This is a genomic window from Adonisia turfae CCMR0081 (assembly GCF_011009555.1).
GTDB lineage: Bacteria > Cyanobacteriota > Cyanobacteriia > Phormidesmidales > Phormidesmidaceae > Leptothoe > Leptothoe turfae.
This window is the reverse complement of sequence record NZ_QXHD01000004.1, coordinates 1,705,804-1,731,458: the sequence shown is the minus strand read 5'-3', so window position 1 is coordinate 1,731,458 and position 25,655 is coordinate 1,705,804. Positions and strand designations below refer to the sequence as shown.

The 25,655-nt window shown below is 47.7% G+C and carries 20 protein-coding genes; 13 read left to right on the top strand and 7 right to left on the bottom strand.

Annotation, left to right across the window (positions count from 1 at the left end; all coding sequences use genetic code 11):
• On the top strand, positions 1-865 hold an 865-nt coding region (locus DXZ20_RS11590), incomplete at its 5' end, for an iron-containing alcohol dehydrogenase (RefSeq protein ID WP_163703470.1).
• A gap of 34 nt (positions 866-899) precedes the next feature.
• Here DXZ20_RS11590 and DXZ20_RS11585 read toward each other — a convergent pair.
• On the bottom strand, positions 900-1,352 hold the full coding sequence (locus tag DXZ20_RS11585) for a phosphate-starvation-inducible PsiE family protein (protein WP_163667667.1): 453 nt from the start codon (positions 1,350-1,352) through the stop codon (positions 900-902).
• 183 nt (positions 1,353-1,535) lie between these two features.
• Positions 1,536-2,048, bottom strand: coding sequence for a DUF937 domain-containing protein (locus DXZ20_RS11580; RefSeq protein WP_163667664.1), 513 nt, complete (start codon positions 2,046-2,048; stop codon positions 1,536-1,538).
• Between the two features lie 170 nt (positions 2,049-2,218).
• On the opposite strand from DXZ20_RS11580, the gene DXZ20_RS11575 reads away from it, so the two are divergent.
• Both DXZ20_RS11575 and DXZ20_RS11570 read left to right on the top strand, forming a co-directional pair.
• Positions 2,219-3,658, top strand: a complete 1,440-nt coding sequence (locus tag DXZ20_RS11575) for a YcjF family protein (RefSeq protein WP_163698304.1) — start codon at positions 2,219-2,221, stop codon at positions 3,656-3,658.
• A 229-nt stretch (positions 3,659-3,887) separates the two neighbouring features.
• A complete protein-coding gene (locus DXZ20_RS11570; RefSeq protein WP_163698301.1) occupies positions 3,888-4,841 on the top strand; it encodes a sulfotransferase family protein in 954 nt (317 codons plus the stop codon).
• A gap of 31 nt (positions 4,842-4,872) precedes the next feature.
• On the opposite strand, the gene DXZ20_RS11565 is transcribed toward DXZ20_RS11570, so the two are convergent.
• A complete protein-coding gene (locus DXZ20_RS11565; RefSeq protein WP_163667656.1) occupies positions 4,873-5,034 on the bottom strand; it encodes a hypothetical protein in 162 nt (53 codons plus the stop codon).
• A 163-nt stretch (positions 5,035-5,197) separates the two neighbouring features.
• Here DXZ20_RS11565 and DXZ20_RS11560 point away from each other — a divergent pair, with 163 nt between their 5' ends.
• From DXZ20_RS11560 to DXZ20_RS11545, 4 genes are all read left to right on the top strand, one after another.
• Positions 5,198-6,184, top strand: coding sequence for an ABC transporter ATP-binding protein (locus DXZ20_RS11560; RefSeq protein ID WP_163667653.1), 987 nt, complete (start codon positions 5,198-5,200; stop codon positions 6,182-6,184).
• An 86-nt stretch (positions 6,185-6,270) separates the two neighbouring features.
• Complete coding sequence (gene ygfZ / locus DXZ20_RS11555) at positions 6,271-7,254, top strand: CAF17-like 4Fe-4S cluster assembly/insertion protein YgfZ (RefSeq protein WP_163698298.1); 984 nt, start codon at positions 6,271-6,273, stop codon at positions 7,252-7,254.
• A 345-nt stretch (positions 7,255-7,599) separates the two neighbouring features.
• On the top strand, positions 7,600-8,136 hold the full coding sequence (locus DXZ20_RS11550; protein ID WP_163667647.1) for a hypothetical protein: 537 nt from the start codon (positions 7,600-7,602) through the stop codon (positions 8,134-8,136).
• A gap of 467 nt (positions 8,137-8,603) precedes the next feature.
• The gene (locus tag DXZ20_RS11545) at positions 8,604-9,347 is read left to right on the top strand and encodes a glycoside hydrolase family 24 protein (protein ID WP_163667644.1); all 744 of its coding nucleotides are present in this window, start codon (positions 8,604-8,606) and stop codon (positions 9,345-9,347) included.
• A gap of 33 nt (positions 9,348-9,380) precedes the next feature.
• Here DXZ20_RS11545 and DXZ20_RS11540 read toward each other — a convergent pair whose 3' ends face one another.
• The 3 genes from DXZ20_RS11540 to DXZ20_RS11530 all read right to left on the bottom strand — a co-directional run bounded on the left by DXZ20_RS11540 (position 9,381) and on the right by DXZ20_RS11530 (position 13,112).
• Positions 9,381-10,454: an anthranilate phosphoribosyltransferase family protein gene (locus tag DXZ20_RS11540; RefSeq protein WP_163698296.1), complete on the bottom strand. Its 1,074-nt coding sequence runs from the start codon at positions 10,452-10,454 to the stop codon at positions 9,381-9,383.
• Between the two features lie 71 nt (positions 10,455-10,525).
• Positions 10,526-11,452, bottom strand: a complete 927-nt coding sequence (locus DXZ20_RS11535; RefSeq protein ID WP_163698294.1) for a LysR family transcriptional regulator — start codon at positions 11,450-11,452, stop codon at positions 10,526-10,528.
• Between the two features lie 385 nt (positions 11,453-11,837).
• A complete protein-coding gene (locus tag DXZ20_RS11530) occupies positions 11,838-13,112 on the bottom strand; it encodes a HEAT repeat domain-containing protein (RefSeq protein WP_163698292.1) in 1,275 nt (424 codons plus the stop codon).
• 575 nt (positions 13,113-13,687) lie between these two features.
• Here DXZ20_RS11530 and DXZ20_RS11525 point away from each other — a divergent pair.
• The 6 genes from DXZ20_RS11525 to DXZ20_RS11500 all read left to right on the top strand — a co-directional run bounded on the left by DXZ20_RS11525 (position 13,688) and on the right by DXZ20_RS11500 (position 24,798).
• The gene (locus tag DXZ20_RS11525; protein WP_163698290.1) at positions 13,688-15,553 is read left to right on the top strand and encodes a ferredoxin--nitrite reductase; all 1,866 of its coding nucleotides are present in this window, start codon (positions 13,688-13,690) and stop codon (positions 15,551-15,553) included.
• A gap of 478 nt (positions 15,554-16,031) precedes the next feature.
• Positions 16,032-16,208: a hypothetical protein gene (locus tag DXZ20_RS11520; protein ID WP_250565078.1), complete on the top strand. Its 177-nt coding sequence runs from the start codon at positions 16,032-16,034 to the stop codon at positions 16,206-16,208.
• A gap of 653 nt (positions 16,209-16,861) precedes the next feature.
• Positions 16,862-18,424: an MFS transporter gene (locus DXZ20_RS11515; RefSeq protein ID WP_163667628.1), complete on the top strand. Its 1,563-nt coding sequence runs from the start codon at positions 16,862-16,864 to the stop codon at positions 18,422-18,424.
• A 201-nt stretch (positions 18,425-18,625) separates the two neighbouring features.
• Positions 18,626-20,857 carry a molybdopterin oxidoreductase family protein gene (locus DXZ20_RS11510; protein ID WP_163667625.1) on the top strand — a complete coding sequence of 744 codons (2,232 nt, stop codon included), beginning with the start codon at positions 18,626-18,628 and terminating at the stop codon, positions 20,855-20,857.
• A 375-nt stretch (positions 20,858-21,232) separates the two neighbouring features.
• Positions 21,233-22,969 carry a diflavin flavoprotein gene (locus DXZ20_RS11505; protein ID WP_163698288.1) on the top strand — a complete coding sequence of 579 codons (1,737 nt, stop codon included), beginning with the start codon at positions 21,233-21,235 and terminating at the stop codon, positions 22,967-22,969.
• Positions 22,970-23,076: 107 nt separating this feature from the next.
• Positions 23,077-24,798 carry an oxygen-binding di-iron domain-containing protein gene (locus DXZ20_RS11500; protein WP_163698286.1) on the top strand — a complete coding sequence of 574 codons (1,722 nt, stop codon included), beginning with the start codon at positions 23,077-23,079 and terminating at the stop codon, positions 24,796-24,798.
• 44 nt (positions 24,799-24,842) lie between these two features.
• Here the strand turns inward: DXZ20_RS11500 and DXZ20_RS11495 are convergent, their stop codons facing one another.
• Complete coding sequence (locus DXZ20_RS11495; protein ID WP_431732030.1) at positions 24,843-25,631, bottom strand: amino acid ABC transporter ATP-binding protein; 789 nt, start codon at positions 25,629-25,631, stop codon at positions 24,843-24,845.
• Positions 25,632-25,655 lie beyond the last annotated feature (24 nt).

Sequence of the window (25,655 nt, the reverse complement as noted above, 5' to 3'; positions counted from 1 at the left end):
GGCAATTTCGGCCATGCTGCCCCATGGCAATTCCATCATGGATCACCTGGAAGGCGTGGGTAAAGGTATTGCCCACAGTGGAGAGAAAATCCCTTATCTAGCGCTGCCCACCACCTCTGGCACGGGCAGCGAAATGACCAAAAACGCCGTCATTAGCAAAGTGGGTCCCCAGGGTTTTAAAAAATCTATCCGCCATGAAAATCTGATTCCTGACGGTGTAATTGTCGATAGCGAGCTGTTAATTACCTGTCCACCCCATATTACGGCTGCCTGCGGTTTAGATGCATTTACTCAACTCCTCGAACCCTATCTGTCCCCTACCGCCAGCCCCATGACAGATGCCTTGGCTTGGAGTGGTTTAACCGCCATTGGCCCAAATCTATTGGCAGCCTGCGGTGACGGTGCTGCCGATTTAACCGTGCGTGAGGCCATGGCCTACGGTTCAATGCTCTCAGGCATTTGCCTAGCCAATGCGGGGCTGGGCATTGTCCATGGATTAGCCTCACCATTGGGTGGATTTTTTCCCATACCCCATGGTGTTGTCTGTGGCACTCTCCTAGCCACTGCCAACCAGACAAATTGGCAAGCGCTTTTAGAGCGAGACCCCAAGAATCCAGCAGTAGACAAGATGGCTAAGCTGGGAGCTTTCTTAGATGGCGAGCCAGGGAAGGAGCCCGTTAAATATGGAGAGTCACTGTGTCAGACTTTGTGGAATTGGACCGAGAAACTTGAGATACCTAAGTTAGGTGAGTATGGCGTCGAAGTGTCAGATTTAAAACGAGTAATCGCTAAAACTCGTAATCGCAATAACCCTATTCAACTAACTCAAAACGAGATTAGCACTCTTGTACTCTCTCGTATTTAAATCATGGGGCAACTCAATGCCACTCCCTAAAAATTTAGCTATGGATATTCCTCACAATCCAATAACTAATTGACAGGGCGAGAATCGCAACTGCCAAACCAATAAGGCTAATACCGGTTACCTTTTCTAGATCCAAGATAATAATTTTACGCGCCACCGCTGTCAGTGAGGTAACGATCACCAGCTCTACCTGCACCACATGCTTCTTTAGATAGGCGGTGATATTTTCCAAAATTTCTAGAGCAATTAGGACGCTCAGAAATAGGCCAAAAATTTCACTGAGGGTGTTTTTAAAAAAGCCTGAAGGGCTAGGCTCTAATAATGCCACCGCTAAAAACCGAACCAGATCGACCATGATCACAAAGATCACCACCAGCATGGCAATGGATAACAGCTTCGAAACAATAGTTTCTATGCCATCAATACCGTGGAGAAAGCTTTCAGCACTTAACCAACTCCATCGCTTGCCATTTTTCTTACTGCCCATACAGATGCTCCAGAAAACGGATCCCCTCTAGGAGCACTATACAAGGCAGATGGTGGGGAGCGGGGAATAGGGAGTAGGGAGTAATGAATAGGGAGTGGGCTTTGAGGCGTCAAATTATTAGGGTGCTGATAAGCGGTTAAGATCCCCCCATTGCCCATTGCTTACTACCCGTAGTAGGCCTATTTACATAAACCGACCAGCCATTTTCAAAATATCACCCATATCCACATCGCCATCGCCATCACCATCGAGGAAAGCAGTGACCAGTGGATTGCCTTGGGCTTGAGTCCCAGACTTAGCAGCTCCCTGATTAAGAAACTTCATCACAATGGGAATCACCATGGGCAGCATAGCCTGCACCTGATTGGCATCAAGGCCCGTTTTTTCAGCTACGGCTGCTGCCACCGCACTTTGCTGTGCAGGGCTAAATAGTTGAGGGAGTACACCAGCACCATCTGTCGTACCCTGTTTGACTAAGTCAAGAACAGCGTCCATACCCTGGGCTTGTTGTTTTTCCCTCAGTGCCGATTGAACAAAGCCACCCACCACAGAGGCAGCTTGCTGAGTTGCTGAAGGGTTAGCGTTGTTTGACTGAGCAACCTGCTGCGCCATCGATACAATTTGGCCAAGCTGACCGATGCTAGCTTCACGATTGGGGTCCTGAATGGCTCCCATTACTTGATCAAATATTCCCATGGGGATTAAAGATGTCCTTGGTTAGCAACAATTGGCGACACTCATCCGCCTTGTGTATAGTAGGACGCTACACTAACTCAGGTAAAAAATTGGCAATTTCATTTTATGAATTTAGGCTATATGTCTAATATTCAATCAGCGATGTCACCTAACGACAGCGAGCACCATCTATGCGGCGACCTCTAATCATCGCTATTGCAGTTTTGATTTTTCTCGGTTTGCTGTTATGGCTGATCAGCACCTTGGGGACTCTCTATGCTGGCCTGTCTAACTTACATCCATGGTTGGCTCAGGCAATCACTAGTTTGATCGTGGTGCTTATGCTAGCCGCGTTGGGAGTAGTTGCTTATTATGGCTGGCTGTTTTTGCGTCCGCGTCATCGTGCCCAGCCGCCACCATTGCCCAAAACCACCAGCGAAGCTGCCGTCGCCCAACTGCAAAGTCTGGATCAACAGCTTAGCCACATCCAAGATGAAGTTGCACGGCAAGCGTTAGTTCAACGGGCGAAAACCGTAACCCATGCCTTTGAACAACAGCGGCTGCATTTAGTAATTGTGGGCAGCGGCTCAGCAGGTAAGACATCTCTGGCCAATGCCCTAATGGGAGAAATGGCTGGAGAAACAGCGGTCACTAAAGGGACAACGACTCAACAGCAAGATTACCGGATAGCTATTCCGGCCATTGATGGGGAAATTATCCTCAGTGATAGTCCCGGTTTACTCGATGTTGGTGCGGCAGATCAAAACACCCGAGAACTCGCAACCCAGGCTGACTTATTGCTGTATGTAGTCGACAATGATTTGCATCGGGCGCAGTATGAGATTTTGATGCAGTTGCTAGCAGTGGGTAAGCGCACCTTGCTAGTGCTGAACAAGATTGATCATTACACCGATGATGAGGTGGCGCTATTGGTCAGTCGACTGCGGCAGCGGATCGGACAGCAGATGGAGGGTGAGGATGTGGTTGAGATCGCAGCCCATCCCAAAGACGAACCCACCCCCTACATTCAGCCCCTCATCGACCGCATCATTGCCATTCTTCGGGCCGAAGGTCGCGACCTGATTGCCAACAACATTTTGCTACAGTCCCAGCGGCTGAGCATAGAAGCACGACAGCTGCTAACCCAACAACGTCAGCAAAAGGCTGAGGCCATTATTGACCGCTACCAGTGGATTGGGGCAGGGGTATTAGCCGCCACACCGCTACCCGTCGTGGATATGCTCGCCACCGCCGCCGTGAATACCCAAATGGTGGTGGAATTGGGTCAGGTCTATGGCATCTCCGTCAGCATCGAAGATGCCCGCACCCTAGCGATCTCGTTAGCCAAAACCATGGGCAGCTTGGGCCTGGTTAAAGGAGCACTCAAACTATTAACCGTTGGACTCCAGGCAAATCTGGCCACAGCCGTCGCTGGAAAACTTTTACAGGGTGTGAGCGCCGCCTATTTAACCCGCATCGCGGGCAAAAGTTTTGTGGACTATTTTGAAAACCAACAGGATTGGGGTGATGGCGGTATGCAAGCTGTTTTGGAAAAGCAGTACCAGCTCAACCGTCGCGACCAAATCGTTCAACAATTTATTCAGCAAGCCATCGCCTCTGTTCGTAGCTGAACCCACTGCTGAGGCCACTACGGATCAGGTTTATGTAACAGAGATGAAGTTACCAAAAATGACTATCTATAAGGAAAACTTGTCCATAGAATGGTGATACAGCGATTAATCTGATGGCATCGTCAGATTAATACTCCTTAAGCCCATTAGATACATCTCTACACCCTAGAGATAACGACAATAGATATTTAAATTGTCCTAGCCCCAATCTACTCAGCCCTGATTAACAATGACCGCTAACAACGCGCAGCCTGTCCCCAGTATTCTCAAGTCAGCTGTCGCCAAGCGCACACCAACGTTTCTGATTATTGGTGTGCAAAAAGCAGGGACGACATCTATATATAACTATCTAAAGCAGCATCCCCAGGTGTACATGAGCCCGGTTAAAGAAACAGACTTCTTTAACAAGGACTGGGACAATGCATCAGCTGAGATGAAACGCCGTAAAAAAAATGGACTTGTTAGTTGGGACCTATATACCCAACTATTTGATGGGGCAACCGATGAGCATCTGGCCCTGGGAGAGGTGTCTCCCAACTACATGCTCAACTACCAAACCTCGGCTGAGCTGATTCAACAGCGTTTACCCAAAGCCAGACTGATTGCCATACTACGTAATCCCGTAGAACGGGCCTGTTCTGACTATTTAATGAACAGGCGCGACGCCATCGGCAAACAGACGCCTCTGGCGGAACAAGTCCGCAGCCGTGGCGACACGTCCTATGTGTTGCTAAAGGGAAAATATTACGAATCCCTAAAGCACTTTTTTGATGTGTGCGATCGCAACCGCATAGATGTCTTCCTCTATGACGACCTGCGCAAAAACTCTCAAACCTTTATGCAGGGCATCTATCAATCCATTGGCGTAAACGCTGATTTTGTGGCAAATACCGCTAAAAAGGCCCAAACAGCCAAAGTTCCCAAGAACCAAGCACTCAATCGCCTACTCAAAACCCAAAACCCCATCCGCACGGTTGCCACTGGCATCATGCAGCTCGTTCCCACAGATCTGAGACATCAGCTGCGTGAAAAGCTGATTTCCATAAATTCCCAAGACAAGGACAAAGCAAAGTTCACAGAGGAAGACATGCTCCTCCTACAGCAGTACTATCGCGAAGATATTCTAAAACTCCAGGATCTTTTGCAACGGGATTTGTCGGCCTGGCTGAAGGATGCCAGCTAAGGAAAAGGACTTGAAAAATACAGAATTTCTTTTAACTGACCAAGAAATTCCCCCAACCCAGCACCAAACTACCCATCGGTGCTGGCACCATTTCGCCACGAAAATCCAGCATCTGCACCAGTAATAAATAGGCAATGGCTAATACTAATGAAATTGCACCCGTAATAATCGCAACAATTTTTGAACGATCCATATTAAAAGAGGTAGTCTAACGTTTTGGCATAGTATGACAGGGCTATTTAAACGCTCTGATAACCTAATCTAGGTTATTGAGAATCTACCCCCTTCTCAACTATACCGACTAGACCATACCTAATGTGTGCAGCGCCCCGTTAAGGGTCGTATTTTGTGAGTTAATGGACACCGTTTTTCCCACTGGTGCTAACCCGTCTGCCATTGTGCATCGTCCGGTTATCGTTAAAACTCAGGATCTGAGTAAGACCTATCGCACGGGTTTTTGGCTAAATCAAAAGATAACCTCACTACAGCATTGTTCCTTGGAGATATATCAAGGAGAAACGTTTGGATTATTAGGCCCAAACGGTGCTGGCAAAACCACACTCCTCAAACTGCTTTTAGGTATTATCCGTCCCTCTTCAGGCAGTGCTCAGCTGCTTAATCAGCCTGCTGGCGACCCAACTGTTAAGCAGCAAATCGGCTACTTGCCAGAAAATCCTTACTTTTATGACTATCTAACTGGCTGGGAATTTCTCACCTACTCTGCTGGTTTGTTTAATATTCCAGCCTCTATATATAAAGAGCGAATTCCTGAACTTTTGGATCGGGTAGGTTTATCACGACAGGCGGCCATTAAAAAACAGCTGCGCCAGTATTCCAAGGGGATGCTGCAGCGCATCGGCCTGGCCCAAGCCCTAATTAATGATCCAGATATCATTTTCTTAGATGAGCCCATGTCGGGACTGGACCCTACGGGTCGCTACCTGGTAAGGGAAGTCATTCTGTCGCTGAAAGACCAGGGTAAGACGATCTTTTTTAATAGTCATATTTTGGCCGATGTGGAAGTCATTTGCGATCGCATCGCTATCCTTAACGAAGGTGAACTGATCTGCCAGGGCAGTCTCCATGAGCTACTCGGGGCTCCCGATGCCTATTTTGTAAAAGGCCAGGGGGGCAGTCTGGATGTTCTAGAAAAATGGCTGCAAAATCTCACCTTCGAAGGCGGCTACTGGCAAGGTTATCTCCAAGGGAATCCCAACGACTTTATGGCCAGCGTCACCTTGATGAATGGCCGTCTAATTACTCTAGACCTCAGTCGGCTTTCCCTAGAGGCGTTTTTTATTCAGCAAATCAACCAGCAAGGGACAGCACCCAGCAAAACCTAAACACTAATTTCCCGATCAAGGGGACACAATCACCCCCAAATAGCTCTAAAGTATAAACTTCACCACGTAGTGTCTCAGCATTTGTCATGGTCGAAGTCTCTACTACTGCATTTATTGATCGCTCAGATTGGGGGCGGATTCAGATCACTGGAGATGATCGACTCCGCTTTCTCCATAACCAAACGACGAATGCTTTTGAACAATTAGCACCCGGCCAGGGCTGTGAAACAGTACTGGTTACATCCACAGCACGCACCCTGGATCTAGTCAGCGCCTATGTAGATAACAGTAGTGTTCTGCTGATGGTATCTCCTGGCATGGCAGACGAACTGATCGCCTGGATGGACCGCTATATCTTTTTTGCCGACAAAGTTAATCTCAGCAATCAAACCGAAGTAACCTTTGCCATTACCATCCTAGGCCCAGAAACTGACCAGCTTTTAACCAAACTTGAGTTACCTCAACCCGATACTGCCCCTTACAGCCATATCCTGGCCAATTGGCCTGCTGGCAACGTTGAAATTCAAGTTGTCAGAGAAACCGGTTTGGGAATACCTGGCTATACCTTAATCGGTGCTAAAGAGCACGGTCCTGCGTTACAAAACTGGCTAATTGAGCAAAAGATATCTTGCCTATCCGCCCAGGAATGGGAAGTACTACGGATTCGTCAAGGTCGCCCTATGCCTGGGAAAGAATTAACCGATAAAGATAACCCCCTGGAAGCTGGACTCTGGCATACAGTTTCCTTTGAAAAAGGCTGTTATATCGGCCAGGAAACCATTGCTCGACTCAACACCTATCAGGGCGTGAAGAAACAACTTTGGGGCTTTAAGCTGGACAAACTAGTACCTGCTGATGCCGCCCTCAGCCTGGAAGGTGCTCCCATGGGCAAAATCACTAGTGTGGTAGCTGACGATACTGGTGTTTGGGGATTAGGGTACCTGCGTACTAAAGCCGGAGGCGCGGGGCTAACTTTAGAGGTAGAAGACACTACAGCTGAGGCAATAGATCTGCCATTTTTATCCCGTGGCTATTTGGATGCCAGTCAGTCTCCCATTACTGCTCCCTAGCTCAACGGATAGCAATGTTATTTTTTAATATTTTCTCAGGAATTTCTTTTTTAAAACAGAACAACTAGTAGCTACAATAGGAGAAGCGTGGCTTTTTCGCTGTAGATTTTTTAAAATTTAAAAATCGTTTCCGAGTGGAAAGACTAACTCTGACATGGGTACTCTGAAAGTGCGTTAAGAGATTCATGGCAGTTTAGTTCTGAAGAACACTCGCTGTCTACAGGAATAGGCCAACGTATCAGGTTTGAAAAAAACTTTATTCCTAAGACTAGCCCTACCCCAGGGTAGGGCTAGTCAGTTTCATATCAATGTGGCAAATAACAATACTATTTAGAGGTTTTAGTCATGGCAACATCCCCTTGGAGATTACCGCTTGATCGAGCAGTTCGCTACGCTGTTAGTGATGCGTTAGCGTCAGTCAAATCTTACGTGTACGATTTAGAGTACTCTCAGCGTCAGTCCTCCCAGGAGGTCATTACCTGGAACAATTATTTAGCCGAGCTCAGAGCTCTGCATCAGCTGCTGCTGAATCTACCAAGCCTCGAAACGGCTGCATGGTTAACCGACGACGACGCTTACAATGCCCCCACATTTACACCATTTGTTAATGGCATTGCTGACGCCAAAACAAGTATTCGTAGGATTCACGGCTGGTTACTCTCTCTGTCTCATGCCACAACAGATCATAAGTCTGAACGTCATCCCCGTTCTATCTCCATAGAACAAGAGTATTATTTTCGTCAGATTGATAAGGCGTTAACTCAACTACAATTGATGCCTACACCTGGTAGCGAAGCTTGGTACACCAAGTATGAACCGGCTGTTGAGAAAGTAGCATCTGTCACAGCAAGTCAGCAACCTCGGGAACGAGCAGTCGCTTAACCCTAAATGGGCTAAATTTGCTCGGTGTTGCTTTCATATATATATGCTGAACTCTCTATAAAGGGAGCTGCCAATAGGCAGCTCCCTTTAATGCTGATGGTTGTTGATGGACAATCCCATGGGAATATTGGCACAGACAGGTCACGTTACCGTGGCGATAATTCAATAGTTCGATATACTAGATGCTCACGAAACTTATAGCACACTGCTGAATGCATATCTCATCTCCGAAGGAGAGGCTGCATATCTCTGAAGGAGAGGCTGCGCCAAGCCATATGTATAGCAATATAGCCACGATTCTATTGCGATATAATCTAGAGCCTTTATCAGGATTCCAAAGATTTTTCGTTTCAACTCCAGGGTTAATATCAAAAGCACGGAAATTAGACACCCTCATCGTGTATTTCGTGATCGTGGGTCTTGCATCACTCATTGACCATCAATTCACCTGTCTAGGATCCTGAAACTTGTCTTCCCGCCCTCCTATTAATTCTCTTGATGAAGAATCTGCCCCACAGCAAAAGGCAGATTATGGTCCTCTGCTCATCACAATTTTGATGTTTTTAGGGGTTATTGGGGTGCTTTTCCACTGGGCATCCCCAAAAATGAATTGGCCCTACCGTTTACCAAAAGCATGGTTTGATCCATCTAGGTTATTAGGCCTAGGCTCAGCTAATTGGGTAGAATCCCCATTGCCTTTGGCCATGGTGGGGGGTGATCCATATATACGTGCCCTAATGCGGACCATCTCAGCCAGCGAATCTAATATGGATAAGCCATATCGCCTGCTGTATGGTGGCAAGACCATTGATCAATTGAGTCACCATCCTGATACCTGTGTACCGATCGAAACCGGTCCAAATCTGGGTGACTGCACAACCGCTGCGGGGCGATATCAGTTTTTGACAACAACCTGGCAAGCCAAAGCCGAGCAGTACCATCCTTCTCCGCCGGACTGGTTTGAATTTTGGCAAGTCTATGATTTTTCGCCTGAATCACAGGATGTTGTTGTCTATCGCTGGCTGGCTGATCCAGATGCTTGGGGAACGGATATTAGTCAGCAATTACAGGCTGGGGAAATCAATCAGGTATTAGAACTGCTATCAGGCACCTGGACCAGTCTAGGTTATGGCATCGAAACCAATTCTATGTCCGGCCATCTGCCTCGCATCTATGGCGAGATGCTAGAAGAAGAACTCTCAGTCCCCTAGCGGCTGATCGGCAGCGGTGATGGAAATCATTGATTAAACAGCAGAGAGTTGAGGATTCAGTACGGTTGCGATCTCATCTCTAATCTGTTGGCGTTTAGCCTGTACCTGACCAGACTCCAGCAACTGCTGCGCCTGTTGTAAACCATCTGTGAGAGTTGCTGCCACCTCTGCGCGCCATAGATAAAACCCCCCATTCCAAATCACTGAACGGGTTAACTCCGTCGGCTCCCCATAAATTGCCTGTTCTAGATAACGATTAAAATTCTCATCTAAACTCGGATCAGCACCTTCAAACCCATAGTCTCTTGGATGGAGCAACAGACGTTCAAATACAGGTTCTCCATCTTTCAGACTTCCCATGCCAATAATTGCTGTCCGACTGCGGGCTAAATCACAACTGCCTTCTAACCCTTTAACCGTTGTAAATTCTTCGGTATGGCGCAGCTGATAGGTTTCCTGAGTACGGGTTTCTGTAGGCGGATGTACAAAACTACTGACAACATGATGTTTACCATCGCAGGGGGACCACATTAACTCTACGGTAGCCAGTGTGGGTCGTTTGCCAATTTGCTCTCGATATGGAACTAACCCATGGGCTGCAAGAAAGTGTTGAGGCATGTAGACAAAGCCCACATGGGTAAGCTCAAACACTTTTTGGGTTTGGTCAAGCGTTAATGGTCGCCAAGTCAAACCTAAATCATGCCAAATATCAACCAGGGGTAATCCCATTTTGGTGGGCATCCGCTCGCCACCATGTAAAATCACCGGCACCCCTGCAGCAGCCAAAATTAATGCAGTAACAGGTGTCACCGGAGCATTACGAGCACGACCATCGTAGGGATTGTTTAACACCATCGTCCGATAGTCGGTCAGCGGTGCTGTTAATTTTCCCCCCATTTGATCGTAGCAATCTAGCATGCCAGCAAGTTCTGGAATGGTGGGTCGCTTAATCCTCTGCGCAATCATAAAAGCACCAATCTGAGCAGGGGTTGCCGTTTGCTCAAGCATCATCCGAGTAGCAAGGGCAGATTCTTCTCGACTTAAGTGCTTTGAGGTATGGGTGCCACTACCGATCTTCTTTAAAAGATCTCGAAAGGTGTTGCTCATAATGAGACTGGGGGTGGACGTTAGAGATTGGGGGTATACCCATCAAAATGACCTAGATAGGCCAATTAACTTTAGGCTACTAGGCTAGGTAATTCACTGAGCTGACTAAAGCTTTCATCTGCTAAACGCTGAACCATATCGCAGAACTGTCGTACGGGCGGTAACCGCAGACGATCTTGGGTAGTCACCATGACCACTTGACGAGTCAGAACAGGTGCAGCTGTGCTGCGAACAGCTAAACCAGGATCTCGACGACTTTCAGCCAGGGCCGACTGAGGCAATAGGGCAATCATTTTACCTTGGCGAACAACACCTCGAAATGCATCGAGGGTATTAAGTTCGAGGGCCATTTTTAACTCAGTTTCAGGCACCTGAGATTGAACCAATCGCTGCATGCCATAGCCATCTTTAAAGACCACATGGGGGTAACGGGCAATTTCAGACCAAGGAGCCGGGCTATAGGTTGCCAAAGGATGATCAGCCGCCATCAACACTTCCACCCGATCCTCATATAGAGGAGTGACCGATATCTCTTGGGAATTAGTCAGCATGGGATTGTGCATAACGATGGCGATATCCACCAGGCCATCTCGCAAAACCTTGAGAGATCGATCGCTACCGAGGGCCGTTACCCGCAACTGCACCTTAGGATAGCGCTGACAAAACTGAGTGATAATTGGCGGCAAAAAGTGAGAACACACCGACTGAATCCCCGCAACACAGAGTTCTGGTTGGCGACCTTCCAGCAAATCTGCAATTTCACTCGTGGCCTGCTTCCACTCCTGACAAATCCGGCGGGCCCTGGGCAAAAGCCGTTCTCCACCAATGGTGAGCTTGGCTTGGGCCGTACGATGAAACAAGGGCATACCCAAGTCATCTTCTAAGCCACGAATTTGTCGGCTAACGGTGGACTGGGTAATGCCACATTTACGGGCTGCTGACTGAAAACTGCCGGTCTCGGCAATGGCTAAAAATGCTTGTAGCTGCTCTATGCGCATGGACTTACAAGGATTAGGGGCTTAAAAATCACCAAAAATGGCGAAGCCGTTCATCTCCACTCTAGGCAGCCTTAACATTATATTTAGTGCGTCTGGCTACCGGTGGCGGACCAACTAAGCAAATATTGCTAAAGATTTTTAAAACTGCACTATACATTCCAACCAGTAGCAATCCTCACAACCCCCTTAGGGTAGGTCGGTTGCTGCCATTTTTTGAAAATAGCAGTCAAACAAGCACTGAAATAATGCCGTCAGTGTTTATCAAAAGAAATATGGTTCTGAAAATAAGGATTGAGAAACAGGAGATCAGATTTTTATCTTTATTTTAATATTTTCTTAAGCTTATAGGTTGACCTTACTCCTGACTAGGCCTTAATCGGGTAAATTACCAAAGCTTCAGAACATCTGCCTGGTGTTCAGGGCTATCTTCAAGGTAGTTTGAAACTCGTTCCAAACTATGGTCAGGCTCCAAACGTTTTAAGGCAGCAATGGTGTGAATTGGGATAGCATCCGCCGTATGCTTCAGTAATGGTAGTAGTGCATCAAATGCCTGGGGGAGTCCCAAACTAGCTAATGCCATAATCACTGCCTGCACGACAGCCTCCGATGGTTTGTTTTGTAACTGTTCAATCAAACTGTGGGTGGCTTGTTCAGACAGGGCTACCTGGCGCATGTCCCCAAGCACACGAACAATAGCTACTAATACCTGCGTTTTTTCTTGAGCAGTAAACAACTCGCTATCGTCAGTCTCTGTAGTTGCAAACGCTTTGAACGCATGGGTCAAGATGGCAAAAGCTCGCTGTGTACTTTGTTCGGTGACAGCGGCAACATGATCGCAATACCACTCCAATGCTCTCACTGTATCGATGCGTAGAGCTATTGGCGTGTGGATTGACAATAGTATCCGTTGGAGCGCATCAAGACTATCTTCATCACCTAAACGACCCAGGGCAAGGGCTGTCTGGCAACAAACACTGACATCAATATCCCATAGCAACGGTTGAAGCATTTGACTGATCTGGTGATGTGCTTGCAAATCGTGACGACGCCCCAACGCCATCACGGCTGCTTTACGCACCGCTGTAGCTGGATCGCCCAGAGCAGTCAATAAAACAGGCGTAACAACACTGCTATGGAAACTGCCTAACGCATCGATGGCATAGTAGCGGACAGTTGCATTTTCATCCCCGGCAACACTGACCATAGCGGGAATAACACCGCTAGATCGTACCTGGTTAAGGGCTTTTGCTGCTAGCAAACGTCGCCTGGGGTTTTGCAATAGCTGACTCAGAACAGTAATGGTAACAGGCCCCATGGCCGCCAACGTCTCAATGGCGAAAGCACTGAGCTCTGTCACTTGCTCTGCCGTACGATTTACATAGTAAGTCGTATTATCAATCTGCTCGGCAATGGCGGCGATCACCTCAGGTCCAGGGAAATGCCCCAAGGCACGAATGGTAAACCAGTGGGTTTCAGCATCAACGGCAGGATCATTCAGTAACTCTAGGAGGGGTGCGATCGCACTATCCCCTTCTCTCACAATCAGCTTGGCACTGTTCCACTTTTGCTTAAAATCACCCGATTTAAAGTACTGCCAGTGACTTACTCGACTTTCCAACTCTGAGGGTTCCACGCCGCTAAGACCCTTCGATGGTGGCATACATGAACTCCACAGACATCTCGTTCATTATTCCGCGAAAAGGAGCTGGTAGCACATTTACCCATGCATATATCGATTTTTCAAATGCAACATATGCATTATTTTGCCAACGTATCACTGCTTAAGATGGGATCTCATTAAAGTCCCAATAATTAATTGTAGGCATTTACAGATGGCCACACCTACTTTAGAAGCTAGACACTGACTACTATCAAGACAAACCCAGAACGCTCAATTAAACCAACTGAAACCTGTAAGAAACAGAGATCAAAACACCAAATAACGCATCACTCCAATGCAATTCATGCAAGAGTGTATTGGGAATGGTAGTTTTCTATACAAAAAAATAAGGTTTTTCTCAATATTCTTTATTTAACTCGATAGCAAGCGAGCTAAATGAACTCCTGAAGCGGTTCCTTATAAGTGTGTCTAGCGGGGCAGGGCCATAGATTCTTAGGAATCTTGGTGTTTTGCTCCCGTTTTTTTTGCTTCGGCTAGACCGATGAACTGCCTAAGGTTGCACCTATGGCCGATGGGCTCAGGTGTTTTCTGTTAATTATGTTGGGAGTGCTGCTGTGGTCACCGCATCCACTACTGAGAAAAAGGTAAAACTCAATAAGTTTGAAAAATACAAAGCCGAAAAGGATGGCTTGGCAGTTAAGGACGAACTACAAAAGTTTGCCGAAATGGGTTGGGAAGCTGTTGATGAGACTGACTTAACCCAGCGTCTCAAGTGGTTAGGCATTTTCTTCCGCCCCGTTACTCCTGGTAAGTTTATGCTGCGGTTGCGCATGCCCCACGGATTAATTTCGGCCCAACAGATGCGTGTTCTAGCTGAAATTGTTCAGCGATATGGTGACGATGGCAGTGCTGACATTACAACCCGGCAAAATTTGCAGCTACGCGGCGTTCACTTAGAAGATATTCCTGATATTTTCTCCAAAATGCATGCCGTTGGTCTCACTTCGATGCAATCGGGGATGGACAATGTCCGCAACATTACAGGCTCCCCTGTTGCTGGCATTGATGCCAATGAATTAATCGATACCCGAGAATTGGTTCAAGCCGTGCAAGACATGATTACCAACAGTGGTCAAGGTAATTATGACTTCACAAATTTGCCGAGAAAATTCAACATTGCCCTCGAAGGAAGTACCGACAACTCGGTGCATGCCGAGATTAATGACATTGCCTTTGTCCCCGCTTACAAAGATGGCAATCTTGGCTTTAATGTATTAGTCGGCGGCTTCTTCTCATCCACTCGATGTGCGGCAGCCATCCCTCTAGATGTATGGGTTCCAGCAGACAAAGAAGATGTTGTTGAACTGTGTCGAGCCATCTTAACGGTTTATCGCGATAATGGTTCTCGGGGTAATCGTCAAAAAACCCGTTTAATGTGGTTGATTGATGAATGGGGGATGGACAAGTTCCGCACTGAAGTGGAAAAAAGCGTTGGCAAGCCCCTAGCCACAGCCGCACCTGAAGATGCCTTAGATGCTGATAAGCGAGATCACGTCGGTGTCTTTCAACAAAAACAGGAAGGTCTTAACTATATTGGCTTACATATTCCCGTAGGTCGTCTACGGGCAGAACAGATGCTGGACTTAGCTCGTGTAGCTGAAGTTTATGGCAGTGGCGATCTGCGGCTAACCGTTGAACAGAATGTCATTATTGCTAACGTTCCAGATAATCGGTTAGCCGTCTTTTTAGCAGAACCTATTGTTCAGACGTTCCCCATTCAGCCATCTTCTTTAGTGCGCTCTTTGGTGTCTTGTACAGGGGCCCAATTTTGTAACTTTGCCCTTGTGGAAACCAAGATGCAATCCTTGGCCCTCGCGCGACGTCTCGACTCAGAGTTAGATATTTCTGAGCCTGTGCGTATACATTGGACCGGTTGCCCCAACTCCTGTGGTCAGCCTCAGGTGGCACAAATTGGCATGATGGGCACCAAAGCCCGCAAAAATGGCAAAATGGTGCCTGCAGTAGACATCTATATGGGCGGCACCGTAGGCAAAGACGCTCATCTGGGCGAGCGGGTCATGCAAAAGGTACCTTGCGATGAACTCCCCGGCGTAGTGCGCAAGCTGCTGACTGAAAACTTTGGAGCAACCCTCAAACCGGGTGTAGTGATTGACGAGCCTGTTGAAGAAACAGAAACAGCTACTCCTGTTAAAACGAAGAAACCTGCCGTTGTTGTTTTCTCTCAGTCTGACAAAGAGATTAACTGTGATGATGGTCAACCCATTTTGGCAATTGCTGAAGCAGCAGGGATAGACGTTGAAAGCAGTTGTCAGTCTGGTTCTTGTGGCACATGCAAGCTACCTCTGATAGAGGGCAAGATTCGTTATGAAGGCGATCCAGCGGCTCTTGAAGCTGGAGAGAAAGGTGCAGTTTTGACCTGTATCGCGCATGCGGAAGGTCGGGTAGTGATTGACGCTTAAGAAAGCATCATTTTGACAATTGCAAACTCCCTTGACAGCATCAACTATCAAGGGGGTTTTTATTAGGAAAAACGACAGTAAAACACCTGTAAAATGCAAATAATGCATTTGATATATGCAAAATAAAAATCAGTTTGTTAACGCCGTTAAAAATGTTACAGAACTGGCGTATAAACCATGGGCATTATTGGCGTCATTAGAAACGCTTTCTAACTAATGAATAATCTAAAGTCATTGATATTTCCTGCTTTCCTGGGTCTTACTGCTGGAGTAGCCCACGGTATTATTTCGCACCAGACTGGATTACCCATGTCATTAACCGAGCAATTTATACAGCCATTCACTGCTTCTGAAACAGTCAGCTACTCGTTTCAAGACTAAATTTCGTAAACAGTATTGTTTGCTACAGAATAATTATGGGATGCTTGAGCTGACATTATAGTTCAGGGTTAGTTATATGGACTCCCAGACTCGTGCCATGTCTACTCAAGTTTCCAGCCTAGATCGAACTTTGGCGGCGGCTCTAGCAGCGTTTTCCATGTTTGTGGTTGGTTACACCGCTGTTCGTGTTTACTTAGCTCAGCCAGCTACAACCGCAGATGTGACTAACGTTACGCCTCACCAGGCTACATTGTGGTCTGAACTTGGCAAGTAGTTTGCATGATTAGCTAGACAAGCTAGCAAGAGCTAGACAAGCTAGCGAGCAACATAGACAGTTGGTTTTTCGATAAAATCTCTTGAAAGCCTGACATTCTCTGAGCGGAATGTTAGGCTTTTTAGCTGAAAAAACTTCTAATATCAGTCACTATCTAAAGTCTTGCATTTAAGCTATGAAACGAGCGCCAGGAATCTTGTAGCTACTGGCCACGACATCCGCAGAAGAGTGATCCAATAGTGTGGCCAAACTGCTTTCACTTCAGCATCTTGGGCGGCTTTATGCAAAAAACAAACAATCACATGCAAAAAAAGAATTACTTGGCGTTAATGGTAGCGAAAGGCACATTTTTACTTGTTGCTCACCGATAATGTAACGCTATGGTGATTTGGCTTTAGACTTTATCTGTTCAACTAATCTTAAATCGACAGATTTCATCAAGTTTTTGTCAATGATTTTTGTTTTTTAGAGTGAGTTGATTAGAGAGATTCAGGGCTATCCACCATTAAATCTGTTGCGTCGCGTTGTCTGTTGTCCTTTCAGGATCCATAGCATTAGCGATTTTGTTCTAAAAAAGCAGCAGTCTGAAATCTACTAATGAGTGAATTTCAGAAGGAAAGTGAAATGTTTGTCTGTCCAGGAGAATAGAACTGATGCTAGGAGAGATGTGGTCCTTTAGGGGACGCTACAAAATCCTCCACATGACCTGGTTTGCCTTTTTCCTGTCGTTTGTTGTTTGGTTTAACCTGGCACCTTTGGCGACAGCAATTAAGGCGGATTTTGGTCTGGAGGTAGGTCAAATTCGTACCATTGCTATTTGCAATGTGGCTCTTACAGTTCCAGCTCGTGTCATCATCGGCATGTTGTTGGATAAATATGGTCCTCGTTTGACCTATTCGCTGTTGCTCATCTATGCAGCGATTCCCTGTATTATTTTCGCCTCTGCCCAAAGCTTTAACCAGTTGGTGATTGGCCGTCTGCTCATGGGTATTGTGGGTGCTGGTTTTGTCATCGGTATTCGCATGACCGCAGAGTGGTTCCCCCCCAAGGAGATTGGTCTGGCTGAAGGTATTTATGGTGGCTGGGGTAACTTTGGTTCTGCATTCTCTGCATTTACTCTTGTCGGTCTGGCAACTGCTCTCAACTTCATTCCTGGTGCTTTCCAAGTCCCTGACAGTGGTCCATTACTCAACTGGCGCATTGTGATTGCTGCCACTGGCATCATTGCAGCCCTTTATGGATGCTTATACTACTTCAGCGTGGAAGATACGCCCCCTGGTAAGGTTTACCAGCGTCCCCCCAGCACTCGCGGTATGGAAGTCACTACGGTAAGAGACTTCTGGGGTCTGATGCTTATGAATCTACCTCTAACTGGCATTCTGGTTGTTCTGGCTTGGCGTCTTAAGAAAGTTGGTTTCCTCAACGAAGGTACATTTGGTCTTGCGATCGCAGCCCTAATCGCCCTGTATCTCTTCCAGGCTTACAACTGCTGGACAGTCAATAAAGACTTATTGTCTGGTGCTAAGCGCTACCCTGCTGAAGATCGCTATAAGTTTAAGCAGGTTGCCATTCTTGAGCTAACTTACATTGTGAATTTCGGTTCTGAGCTGGCTGTAGTATCCATGCTGCCCGCTTTCTTCGAAGGCACCTTTGGTTTGAGCAAAGCCCTGGCTGGTATGTTGGCCGCAAGCTACGCGTTCATGAATCTGTTTGCTCGTCCTAGCGGTGGTTTGATTTCCGACAGACTCGGTAGCCGTAAAACAACTATGGGGGTTCTAACCCTCTTTATGGGCATTGGTTACCTTGTCATGAGCAGCATCCCTAGTATTCGTGATGCTCTCGGCGGCGGCGGTACCTTTATGGTTGGTCTCGCCGTTATCTTAACCATGGCTTGCTCCTTCTTTGTACAAGCTGGTGAAGGCTCCACATTTGCCATCGTGCCCCTTGTAAAGCGCCGTGTAACTGGTCAGATTGCTGGTAACGTTGGTGCTTACGGTAACGTTGGTGCGGTTGCTTACCTGACTCTTTACAGCTTGGTACCTGAGGGAGATATCGGTAACATCATCTTCTTCCAGACCCTAGGTGTTGCAGCAATTATTGTTGCCTTCCTATGCTTCTTCATCCTCGAAGAGCCCAAAGGTTCCTTTGCAGAGGCCCACGAAGGTGAAGACATATCTAATATATCTGTACCTGCTGATGGTTCCTACGTTGGCTAACGCCACAACAACGTTCGCTTAAGCGAGCAAAACAGCGTCGATACTGGTTGTCATTATCCCAAGTGTTATAGCAACCAGTGATGATAGCAATGTCAACTCAACAGATTGGGGGGCCGGTTTGCGCTCCCCTTTTCTGTCTAAAAAAGATTTAATTTTCGAATTAACATAAGACAGATTTCTTGTGGATGGAGGATGCGATCTATGGCTGATGGAGCAAAAACACTGTGCCCATACTGTGGTGTAGGCTGTGGCCTTGAGGTATTACCTCCTGCGCAACCGGGGCGAGCTGTAAATCGCGATGAACAGGGTAATCCGGTTTGGCAAGCGCGGGGCGATCGCAACCACCCATCAAGCAAAGGTCAGGTATGCATCAAGGGGGGCACCATCGGCGATTCCCTTGATCGGGGGCGATTGCTTCACCCAATGATGAGAGAGTCTCTCGACCAGCCACTACAGCGTGTCTCTTGGGAAGATGCCCTCAATCGCATCACCTATGAGATTCGTAAAACCTTGAATGAACGAGGTCCAGAAGCCATTGCCATGTATGGATCTGGCCAGTTTCAAACAGAAGATTATTACACCGCACAAAAGTTATTGAAAGGTTGTTTAGGTACTAACAACTTTGATGCCAACTCTCGCCTATGTATGTCGTCAGCGGTAGCGGGCTATATCCAAAGCTTTGGGTCAGATGGTCCCCCTTGTTGTTACGACGATTTAGAACAAACTGACTGTGCCTTTTTAATTGGGACCAATACAGCCGATTGTCATCCAATTGTGTTTAATCGGTTGAAGAAATACCACAAGAAAAACCGCAAGGTAAAGATGATTGTGGTGGACCCGCGCCGCACCGATACTGCAAAGGCAGCGGATTTACATTTGGCCATTAAGCCGGGAACCGATATTGCATTGCTCAACGGCATCGCCCACCTACTCTTGAGACATAGCTGGATCGATCCCAGCTTTATTGACTCCTGTACTGATGGCTTTAGTGACTATGCCCAGGTGGTGAAAAGCTATCCCCCCGAACGAGTGACTGAGATTTGCGGCATCACCCTGAGTGAACTTACCAAAGTAGCTGCCTGGTGGGGCAAATCTCAGCGAGTGCTATCCCTATGGTCTATGGGGGTGAACCAGTCCACAGAGGGAACTGCTAAGTGTCGCACCATCATCAACCTGCATCTGATGACAGGTAATATTGGCAAGCCTGGAGCGGGTCCTTTTTCTCTCACAGGGCAGCCCAATGCCATGGGGGGTCGAGAAGCGGGTGGATTAGCCCACATTTTGCCCGGTTATCGCCTGGTAAAAAACCCAGAGCATCGCCAAACAGTAGAAAAGGTATGGCAGGTGCCTGGGGGCAGTATTTCTCCGGTACCGGGGCTGGCGGCTTGGGATATGATGCTGGCCCTGGAACGAGGGGATCTAGGCGTCTTTTGGGTAGCTGCTACCAATCCCGCCGTCAGTATGCCAGATATTAAGCGCACCCAGGCTGCCCTCAGAAATTCTCCTTTCACCATTTGCCAGGACGCTTATTACCCAACCGAAACTGCTGCCTTTGCCCACGTAGTTCTACCCGCTACCCAATGGGGTGAGAAAGCCGGTGCCATGACTAATTCTGAGCGAGTGGTCACTTACTGCCCTGCCTTCCGTAATCCTGTTGGCGAGGCTAAGGCTGACTGGGAGATTTTTGCTGAAGTGGGTCGTCGATTGGGCTTTGAAAAACCGTTTGCTCAGCGCACATCAGCTGAGGTATATGACGAGTTTGTGACGCTGACAGCCAATCGCCTATGCGATTCTACAGGCCTCAGCCATGGGCGACTGGCGAAGGGACCCATTCAGTGGCCTTGCCCGGCAGGGGAGAGTGATGAGATCGCCTATGGCAAACATGACAAGCGACTATACACGAACTATCGATTTGCCACGCCTAATCAGAAGGCTAAGTTCTGTGCCTTCCATATTAAAGGGCTAGCTGAGCCCCCTAATGAGGATTATCCCTTTGTGCTGACAACGGGTCGACTGTATGGGCATTGGCATACTCAAAGTCGGACGGGACGGATTGAGCGGATTACAAAGCGTTATCCGGAGCCGCTGCTGGAGGTGAATCCTCGGGATGCACAGTTGCTGGAGGTGCAGTCTGGGGATTGGGTGGAGGTGCGATCGCAACGCAGCTTTGCCCAGCTAAAAGTTCTGGTCACGCAAAACATTACCCGTGGCACCATCTTTATGCCCATGCATTGGGGGTTTCTCTGGGGTGACAACATGGAAGTTAATGCCTTGACTCACCCGGAGGTTTGTCCAATCTCCCTGGAACCTGAGCTTAAGGCTTGTGCTGTGCAGGTGATTCCAGTTCCGGCACCTCAGATTTCCGATGAGGCCACTGTTAAGTCTCGGTTCGAAGCGGCCCAGAAAATAGCAATGGAACCTGTGAAAGTTTAAAGTTCGAGCATGGCTAATCCTCGGGAGAATTTAAAAGGCATCTAGGCAAACGCTTGATTGACCATATCTCGACACGGTTCACCGCACTAAGGGTAAGGGGACTGCACAACAATAAAGACCCAGGTTGGGGCTGTAGATGGGTGCATGAGTAATGGGGTAATGGGGTGGTTATTTAAGCGCAAGCGCCTAAGCCATCAGAGCTGTCAAAGCTTTTTAAAATTGATCAATACCTATGCATTAGCAAAGCAGATTAAATAACTAAAAAATCATTAGCTAAGCTTATAAGACAATTAGAGAATTAACATTTTACAGATCCTGATTCTGTCGCCACCATAGGGACAAGTCCATCAAATTTTCAGTCAGGATTTTCACCCTATGGTTACTCTTGCTGCTCCGTCAATAACAACGGCTTCACCAAATAGACTGACAATCCAAACTGCTGAAATTGCCTTGGGTTCTACAGCAATTCGTTGCCTTGACTGGGATCGAGACCGTTTCGATATCGAATTCGAGTTAAAAAATGGAACTACCTATAATTCTTTTCTCATCCGTGGTGATCAAACTGCGTTAGTTGACACATCTCACCAAAAATTTGAAGCGTTATATTTTGAGACTCTCGAAGGTCTGGTGGATCCAACAACAATTGATTATCTTGTCGTCAATCACACTGAACCAGACCACAGTGGCTTAATTGGCCGTTTGTTGGAGATTGTGCCCCAGTTGACAATAGTAGGCTCGAAGGTAGCCATTCAGTTTTTACAACATCAGCTGCATCGTCCATTTGCTTTTCAATTGGTTAAAAGTGGCAGCCAGCTAAATTTGGGGCAGGGACACTGTCTGGAGTTTGTTTCGGCTCCTAATCTTCACTGGCCCGACACAATCTTCACCTACGACAGTGGGACTCAGGTGCTCTATACCTGTGATGTGTTTGGCATGCACTACTGCGATGACGCTCTCTACGACGAGATACCAGAGCTGCTAGAGCAAGACTTTCAGTATTATTACGACTGTTTGATGGGGCCTAATGCCAGGTCCGTATTGGGAGCCCTAAAGCGGATGAATAAGTTGACGGTGACCCTAGTGGCCACCGGACATGGTCCCCTACTGCAACATCACCAGCAGCAATGGCTCGAATACTATCGCACCTGGAGCGAAGCCCAATCTAAGGCGACTCCCTACGTAGCGCTGATTTACACCGATGAGTATGGCCATAGTGATCATATCGCCCGTGCAATTGCTCAGGGTATTCACAAAACCGGCACCGATGTTGAGCTAGTGGACTTAAACGAAACCGATCTCCACGATGTGAGAGAAATTGCCACCACTGCCACCGCCCTGGTGGTAGGGATGCCACCTCAAGCAACCAATAATAGTCACGTCTCTGCTGCACTCAGTACAATTTTGGCGGTGGCCCATCCTAAACAGGCCATTGGCTTATTTGAAACGGGTGGCGGTCACGACGAACCGATTTATCCACTGCGTAATCGGTTTATAGAACTGGGACTAATAGAAGCATTTCCACCAATCTTGATCAAGGCGACCCCATCTGATGCCACTAAGCAACACTGTCAGGAAGCAGGCACTGATCTGGGGCAGTGGGTGAGTCAAAACCATCGGCAGCATCGCAGAGAAGCCTCAGACTCTAGCTTAGACCAGGCTCTAGGGCGGTTGAGTAGTGGTCTTTATATAGTCACTGCCCGTAAAGGAGATGTCACCAGTGCCATGTTGGCCTCCTGGGTCATGCAGGCTACCGTTGAGCCTTTGGGGCTGGCGGTGGCCGTTGCCAAGGAACGTGCTATTGAATCTCTGCTGCATGGAGAGGATTATTTTGTTCTAAATGTGTTGGAAGAGGGCAACTACCAGCGGTTGATGAAGCATTTCCTCAAGCGCTTTCCCCCCGGCGCCGATCGGTTTATTGGCATTGCCACCTACGATGCGGAGAACGGTTCCCCGATTTTAGCTGAAGCACTGGCATATTTGGAGTGTCGGGTCATCAGCCGTACCGATGCAGGAGATCATTGGATAATGTATTGCGCTGCCGATCGTGGACGGGTGGCTCACCCTGACGGTATCACCGCTGTCCATCATCGCAAAGCCGGTAGTCATTACTAAAAATGGTGACTAATAACAAACTTTTTGGGTGTCATTGCCATGCATGACACTTCATTTTGTACTCACAGAAGTTTTTGCTCTAACCTATCACCAAGAGAACATATACGATGACTTATACAACACCAACAATTTCGTCAACCGGCAGCCGTCCTCGGGATGTGCAGGTGGCAGACATTGGTACACAATCCCAAGTATTACGATCTCGCACCTGGGATCGCCTCAAATTTGAAATTGAATATGGACGGCGGCGGGGCACCACCGCTAATTCCTACTTAATCAAAAGCGAGAAAATCGCCCTTATCGACCCGCCAGGTGAGTCTTTTACAGCTACCTATTTAGCTACGCTACAACAACAGATTAACCCCCATAACATTGACTACATCATCACCAGCCACGTAAATTCTAATCGGATTGTTACCCTCAGGGGCCTACAGCAGATAGCACCCCAGGCAACACTGGTGTGTTCTCACCCTGCCTTCAGTACCCTAAAAAAATCAGGTCTAGTTTGGTCGGTGGTCCCTGTCCGTACAGGAGATACGCTAGACTTGGGTCAGGGACATCGCCTCAGCTTTATTAGTGTGCCAACCCCACGCTGGCCCGATGGACTTTGCACCTACGATCCAACCAGTGAGATTTTATATAGCGATAAGCTATTTGGCAGCCACTTTTGCGGCAACAATATTTGGGATAGCCACTGGCGTGAACTCAATGATGACCGCCGTTACTATTTTGATTGTCTCCAGGCCCCCCAGGCCAAACAGGTAGAAGTCGCCCTAGATCAGTTTGATGCCTTTTCTTTCAAGATTCTTGCGCCAGGCCATGGTCCCTTAGTACGCCACAGCCTGAGTCGATTTCGTCAGGACTATCGACAGTGGTGCCAGGAACAAACCCAACGGACACTGCGGGTTGCCGTACTCTACGCCTCGGCCTATGGTAGTACGTCCACCATCGCCCATGCCATTGCCCAAGGTCTCACAGACAATGGTGTGGCGGTGGAAGCTATTAATTGTGAGTATACTCCCACTGAGACTCTCACTAAAGTTGTTGCCGACTGTGATGGGTTTATTATTGGGTCGCCCACATTGGGTGGCCATGCCCCAGTACAAATTCAAACTGCCTTGGGTACAATCCTGGCAAATATACCTAAAACAAAGTTGACGGGAGTATTTGGCTCCTATGGATGGAGTGGCGAAGCGATTGACTTATTACAACAAAAGTTGCGGGATGCAGGTTATCGGTTTGGCTTTGAGCCAATTCGCGTGCAGTTTAGCCCCGATTCGACTACCCTCAAGATATGTCAAACTGCTGCCACCGCATTTGCTCAGCAGTTGCGTAAGCGTTCCCGTCAGCAGGTACCGCGTCAGACGATGGTCGACATTCAGACTAGCCGTACCGCTCAGGCCCTGGGGCGCATCATCGGCTCTCTATGCGTAGTTACCTTTGAACACCACAGTCACCATCGGGCGATTCTCACCGCCAGGATTTCCCAAGCCAGTTTCGCACCGCCGGGGATTATGATGGCTTTACCTATGGGGGATGATGCGATTTCAAGTCTACAAACCCAGGACTCATTTGTTCTCAACATCCTCAAAGAAGGACGTAGTATCCGCCGCCATTTTTCCTATCAAAAATCCTGTCAGATTCCCGTAGATCAGCTGAACACCGAAATCTTACAAGGGGGAAAACCGATATTTACTGATGCTCTAGCCTATTTAGAGGGTACCATCATCAGTCAACAAACCATTGGCAGTCATCTATTGGTATACGCTCATATCAACAATGGTCAGGTATTAGATAAAGGGGGACTGACTGCCATCCATCAACTGTAAGGCATTAGGGCACCCACAAGAGCTGTCCCTACAGGATCGTATTCCTAAAGAATTTGAGACAAGAACTTCTGGGAGCGCTCTTCTTTAGGGTTATTAAAGAACTCATCCGGCGTGTTCTCTTCCACGAGCACACCAGCATCCATGAGAACAACTCGGTCAGCCACTTCACGGGCGAAACCAACTTCATGGGTAACACAGACCATGGTCATCCCTGTGTCTGCTAGACCACGCATAACATCGAGTACTTCTCGTACCATTTCAGGGTCGAGGGCAGAGGTGGGCTCGTCAAACAGCATAATCTTGGGTTGCATGGCGAGGGAACGGGCAATGGCCACCCGCTGCTGCTGACCACCGGACAACTGCCCTGGAAACTTATTAGCCTGCTCTAAAATGCCTACACGCTCTAACAGCTGCATGGCAATTTCTTCTGCTTCCCGTTTCTTCTGCTTACGCACCCAAATCGGAGCCAGGGTGACATTTTGCAGAACCGTCAGGTGGGGAAACAGATTAAACTGCTGAAACACCATGCCCACTTCCCGACGAATCTCCTCAATGTTCTTCAAGTCGTGGGAAATCTCAATGCCATCAATAACAATGCTGCCCTTTTGGTAAGGCTCTAGAGCATTAAACGTACGAATAAAGGTGGACTTACCGGAACCCGATGGCCCCATCACGACCACCACTTCCCCCTTATATACATCAAGGCTGACGCCCTTGAGCACATTAAAGCCGTTGTCGTACCACTTCTCTACATCGCTAGCAACGATCACTGCCTCAGCACCGACAGAATTGCCATTGGCATGATTGGTCATGGACATATCCGCTTGGGTCATCGTTATGGTTCCTCATGGTGGGGA

Excerpts from the sequence above, each read along its gene's own strand:
- DXZ20_RS11540 (WP_163698296.1), bottom strand. The coding sequence starts at position 10,454 with ATGAGCAACACCTTTCGAGATCTTTTAAAGAAGATCGGTAGTGGCACC.
- DXZ20_RS11535 (WP_163698294.1), bottom strand. The coding sequence starts at position 11,452 with ATGCGCATAGAGCAGCTACAAGCATTTTTAGCCATTGCCGAGACCGGC.
- DXZ20_RS11530 (WP_163698292.1), bottom strand. The coding sequence starts at position 13,112 with ATGCCACCATCGAAGGGTCTTAGCGGCGTGGAACCCTCAGAGTTGGAA.
- DXZ20_RS11520 (WP_250565078.1), top strand. The coding sequence starts at position 16,032 with ATGTCTACTCAAGTTTCCAGCCTAGATCGAACTTTGGCGGCGGCTCTA.
- DXZ20_RS11565 (WP_163667656.1), bottom strand. The coding sequence starts at position 5,034 with ATGGATCGTTCAAAAATTGTTGCGATTATTACGGGTGCAATTTCATTA.
- DXZ20_RS11560 (WP_163667653.1), top strand. The coding sequence starts at position 5,198 with ATGGACACCGTTTTTCCCACTGGTGCTAACCCGTCTGCCATTGTGCAT.
- DXZ20_RS11500 (WP_163698286.1), top strand. The coding sequence starts at position 23,077 with ATGACTTATACAACACCAACAATTTCGTCAACCGGCAGCCGTCCTCGG.
- DXZ20_RS11505 (WP_163698288.1), top strand. The coding sequence starts at position 21,233 with ATGGTTACTCTTGCTGCTCCGTCAATAACAACGGCTTCACCAAATAGA.
- DXZ20_RS11585 (WP_163667667.1), bottom strand. The coding sequence starts at position 1,352 with ATGGGCAGTAAGAAAAATGGCAAGCGATGGAGTTGGTTAAGTGCTGAA.
- DXZ20_RS11495 (WP_431732030.1), bottom strand. The coding sequence starts at position 25,631 with ATGACCCAAGCGGATATGTCCATGACCAATCATGCCAATGGCAATTCT.
- DXZ20_RS11570 (WP_163698301.1), top strand. The coding sequence starts at position 3,888 with ATGACCGCTAACAACGCGCAGCCTGTCCCCAGTATTCTCAAGTCAGCT.
- DXZ20_RS11550 (WP_163667647.1), top strand. The coding sequence starts at position 7,600 with ATGGCAACATCCCCTTGGAGATTACCGCTTGATCGAGCAGTTCGCTAC.
- DXZ20_RS11580 (WP_163667664.1), bottom strand. The coding sequence starts at position 2,048 with ATGGGAATATTTGATCAAGTAATGGGAGCCATTCAGGACCCCAATCGT.
- ygfZ (WP_163698298.1), top strand. The coding sequence starts at position 6,271 with ATGGTCGAAGTCTCTACTACTGCATTTATTGATCGCTCAGATTGGGGG.
- DXZ20_RS11510 (WP_163667625.1), top strand. The coding sequence starts at position 18,626 with ATGGCTGATGGAGCAAAAACACTGTGCCCATACTGTGGTGTAGGCTGT.
- DXZ20_RS11575 (WP_163698304.1), top strand. The coding sequence starts at position 2,219 with ATGCGGCGACCTCTAATCATCGCTATTGCAGTTTTGATTTTTCTCGGT.
- DXZ20_RS11515 (WP_163667628.1), top strand. The coding sequence starts at position 16,862 with ATGCTAGGAGAGATGTGGTCCTTTAGGGGACGCTACAAAATCCTCCAC.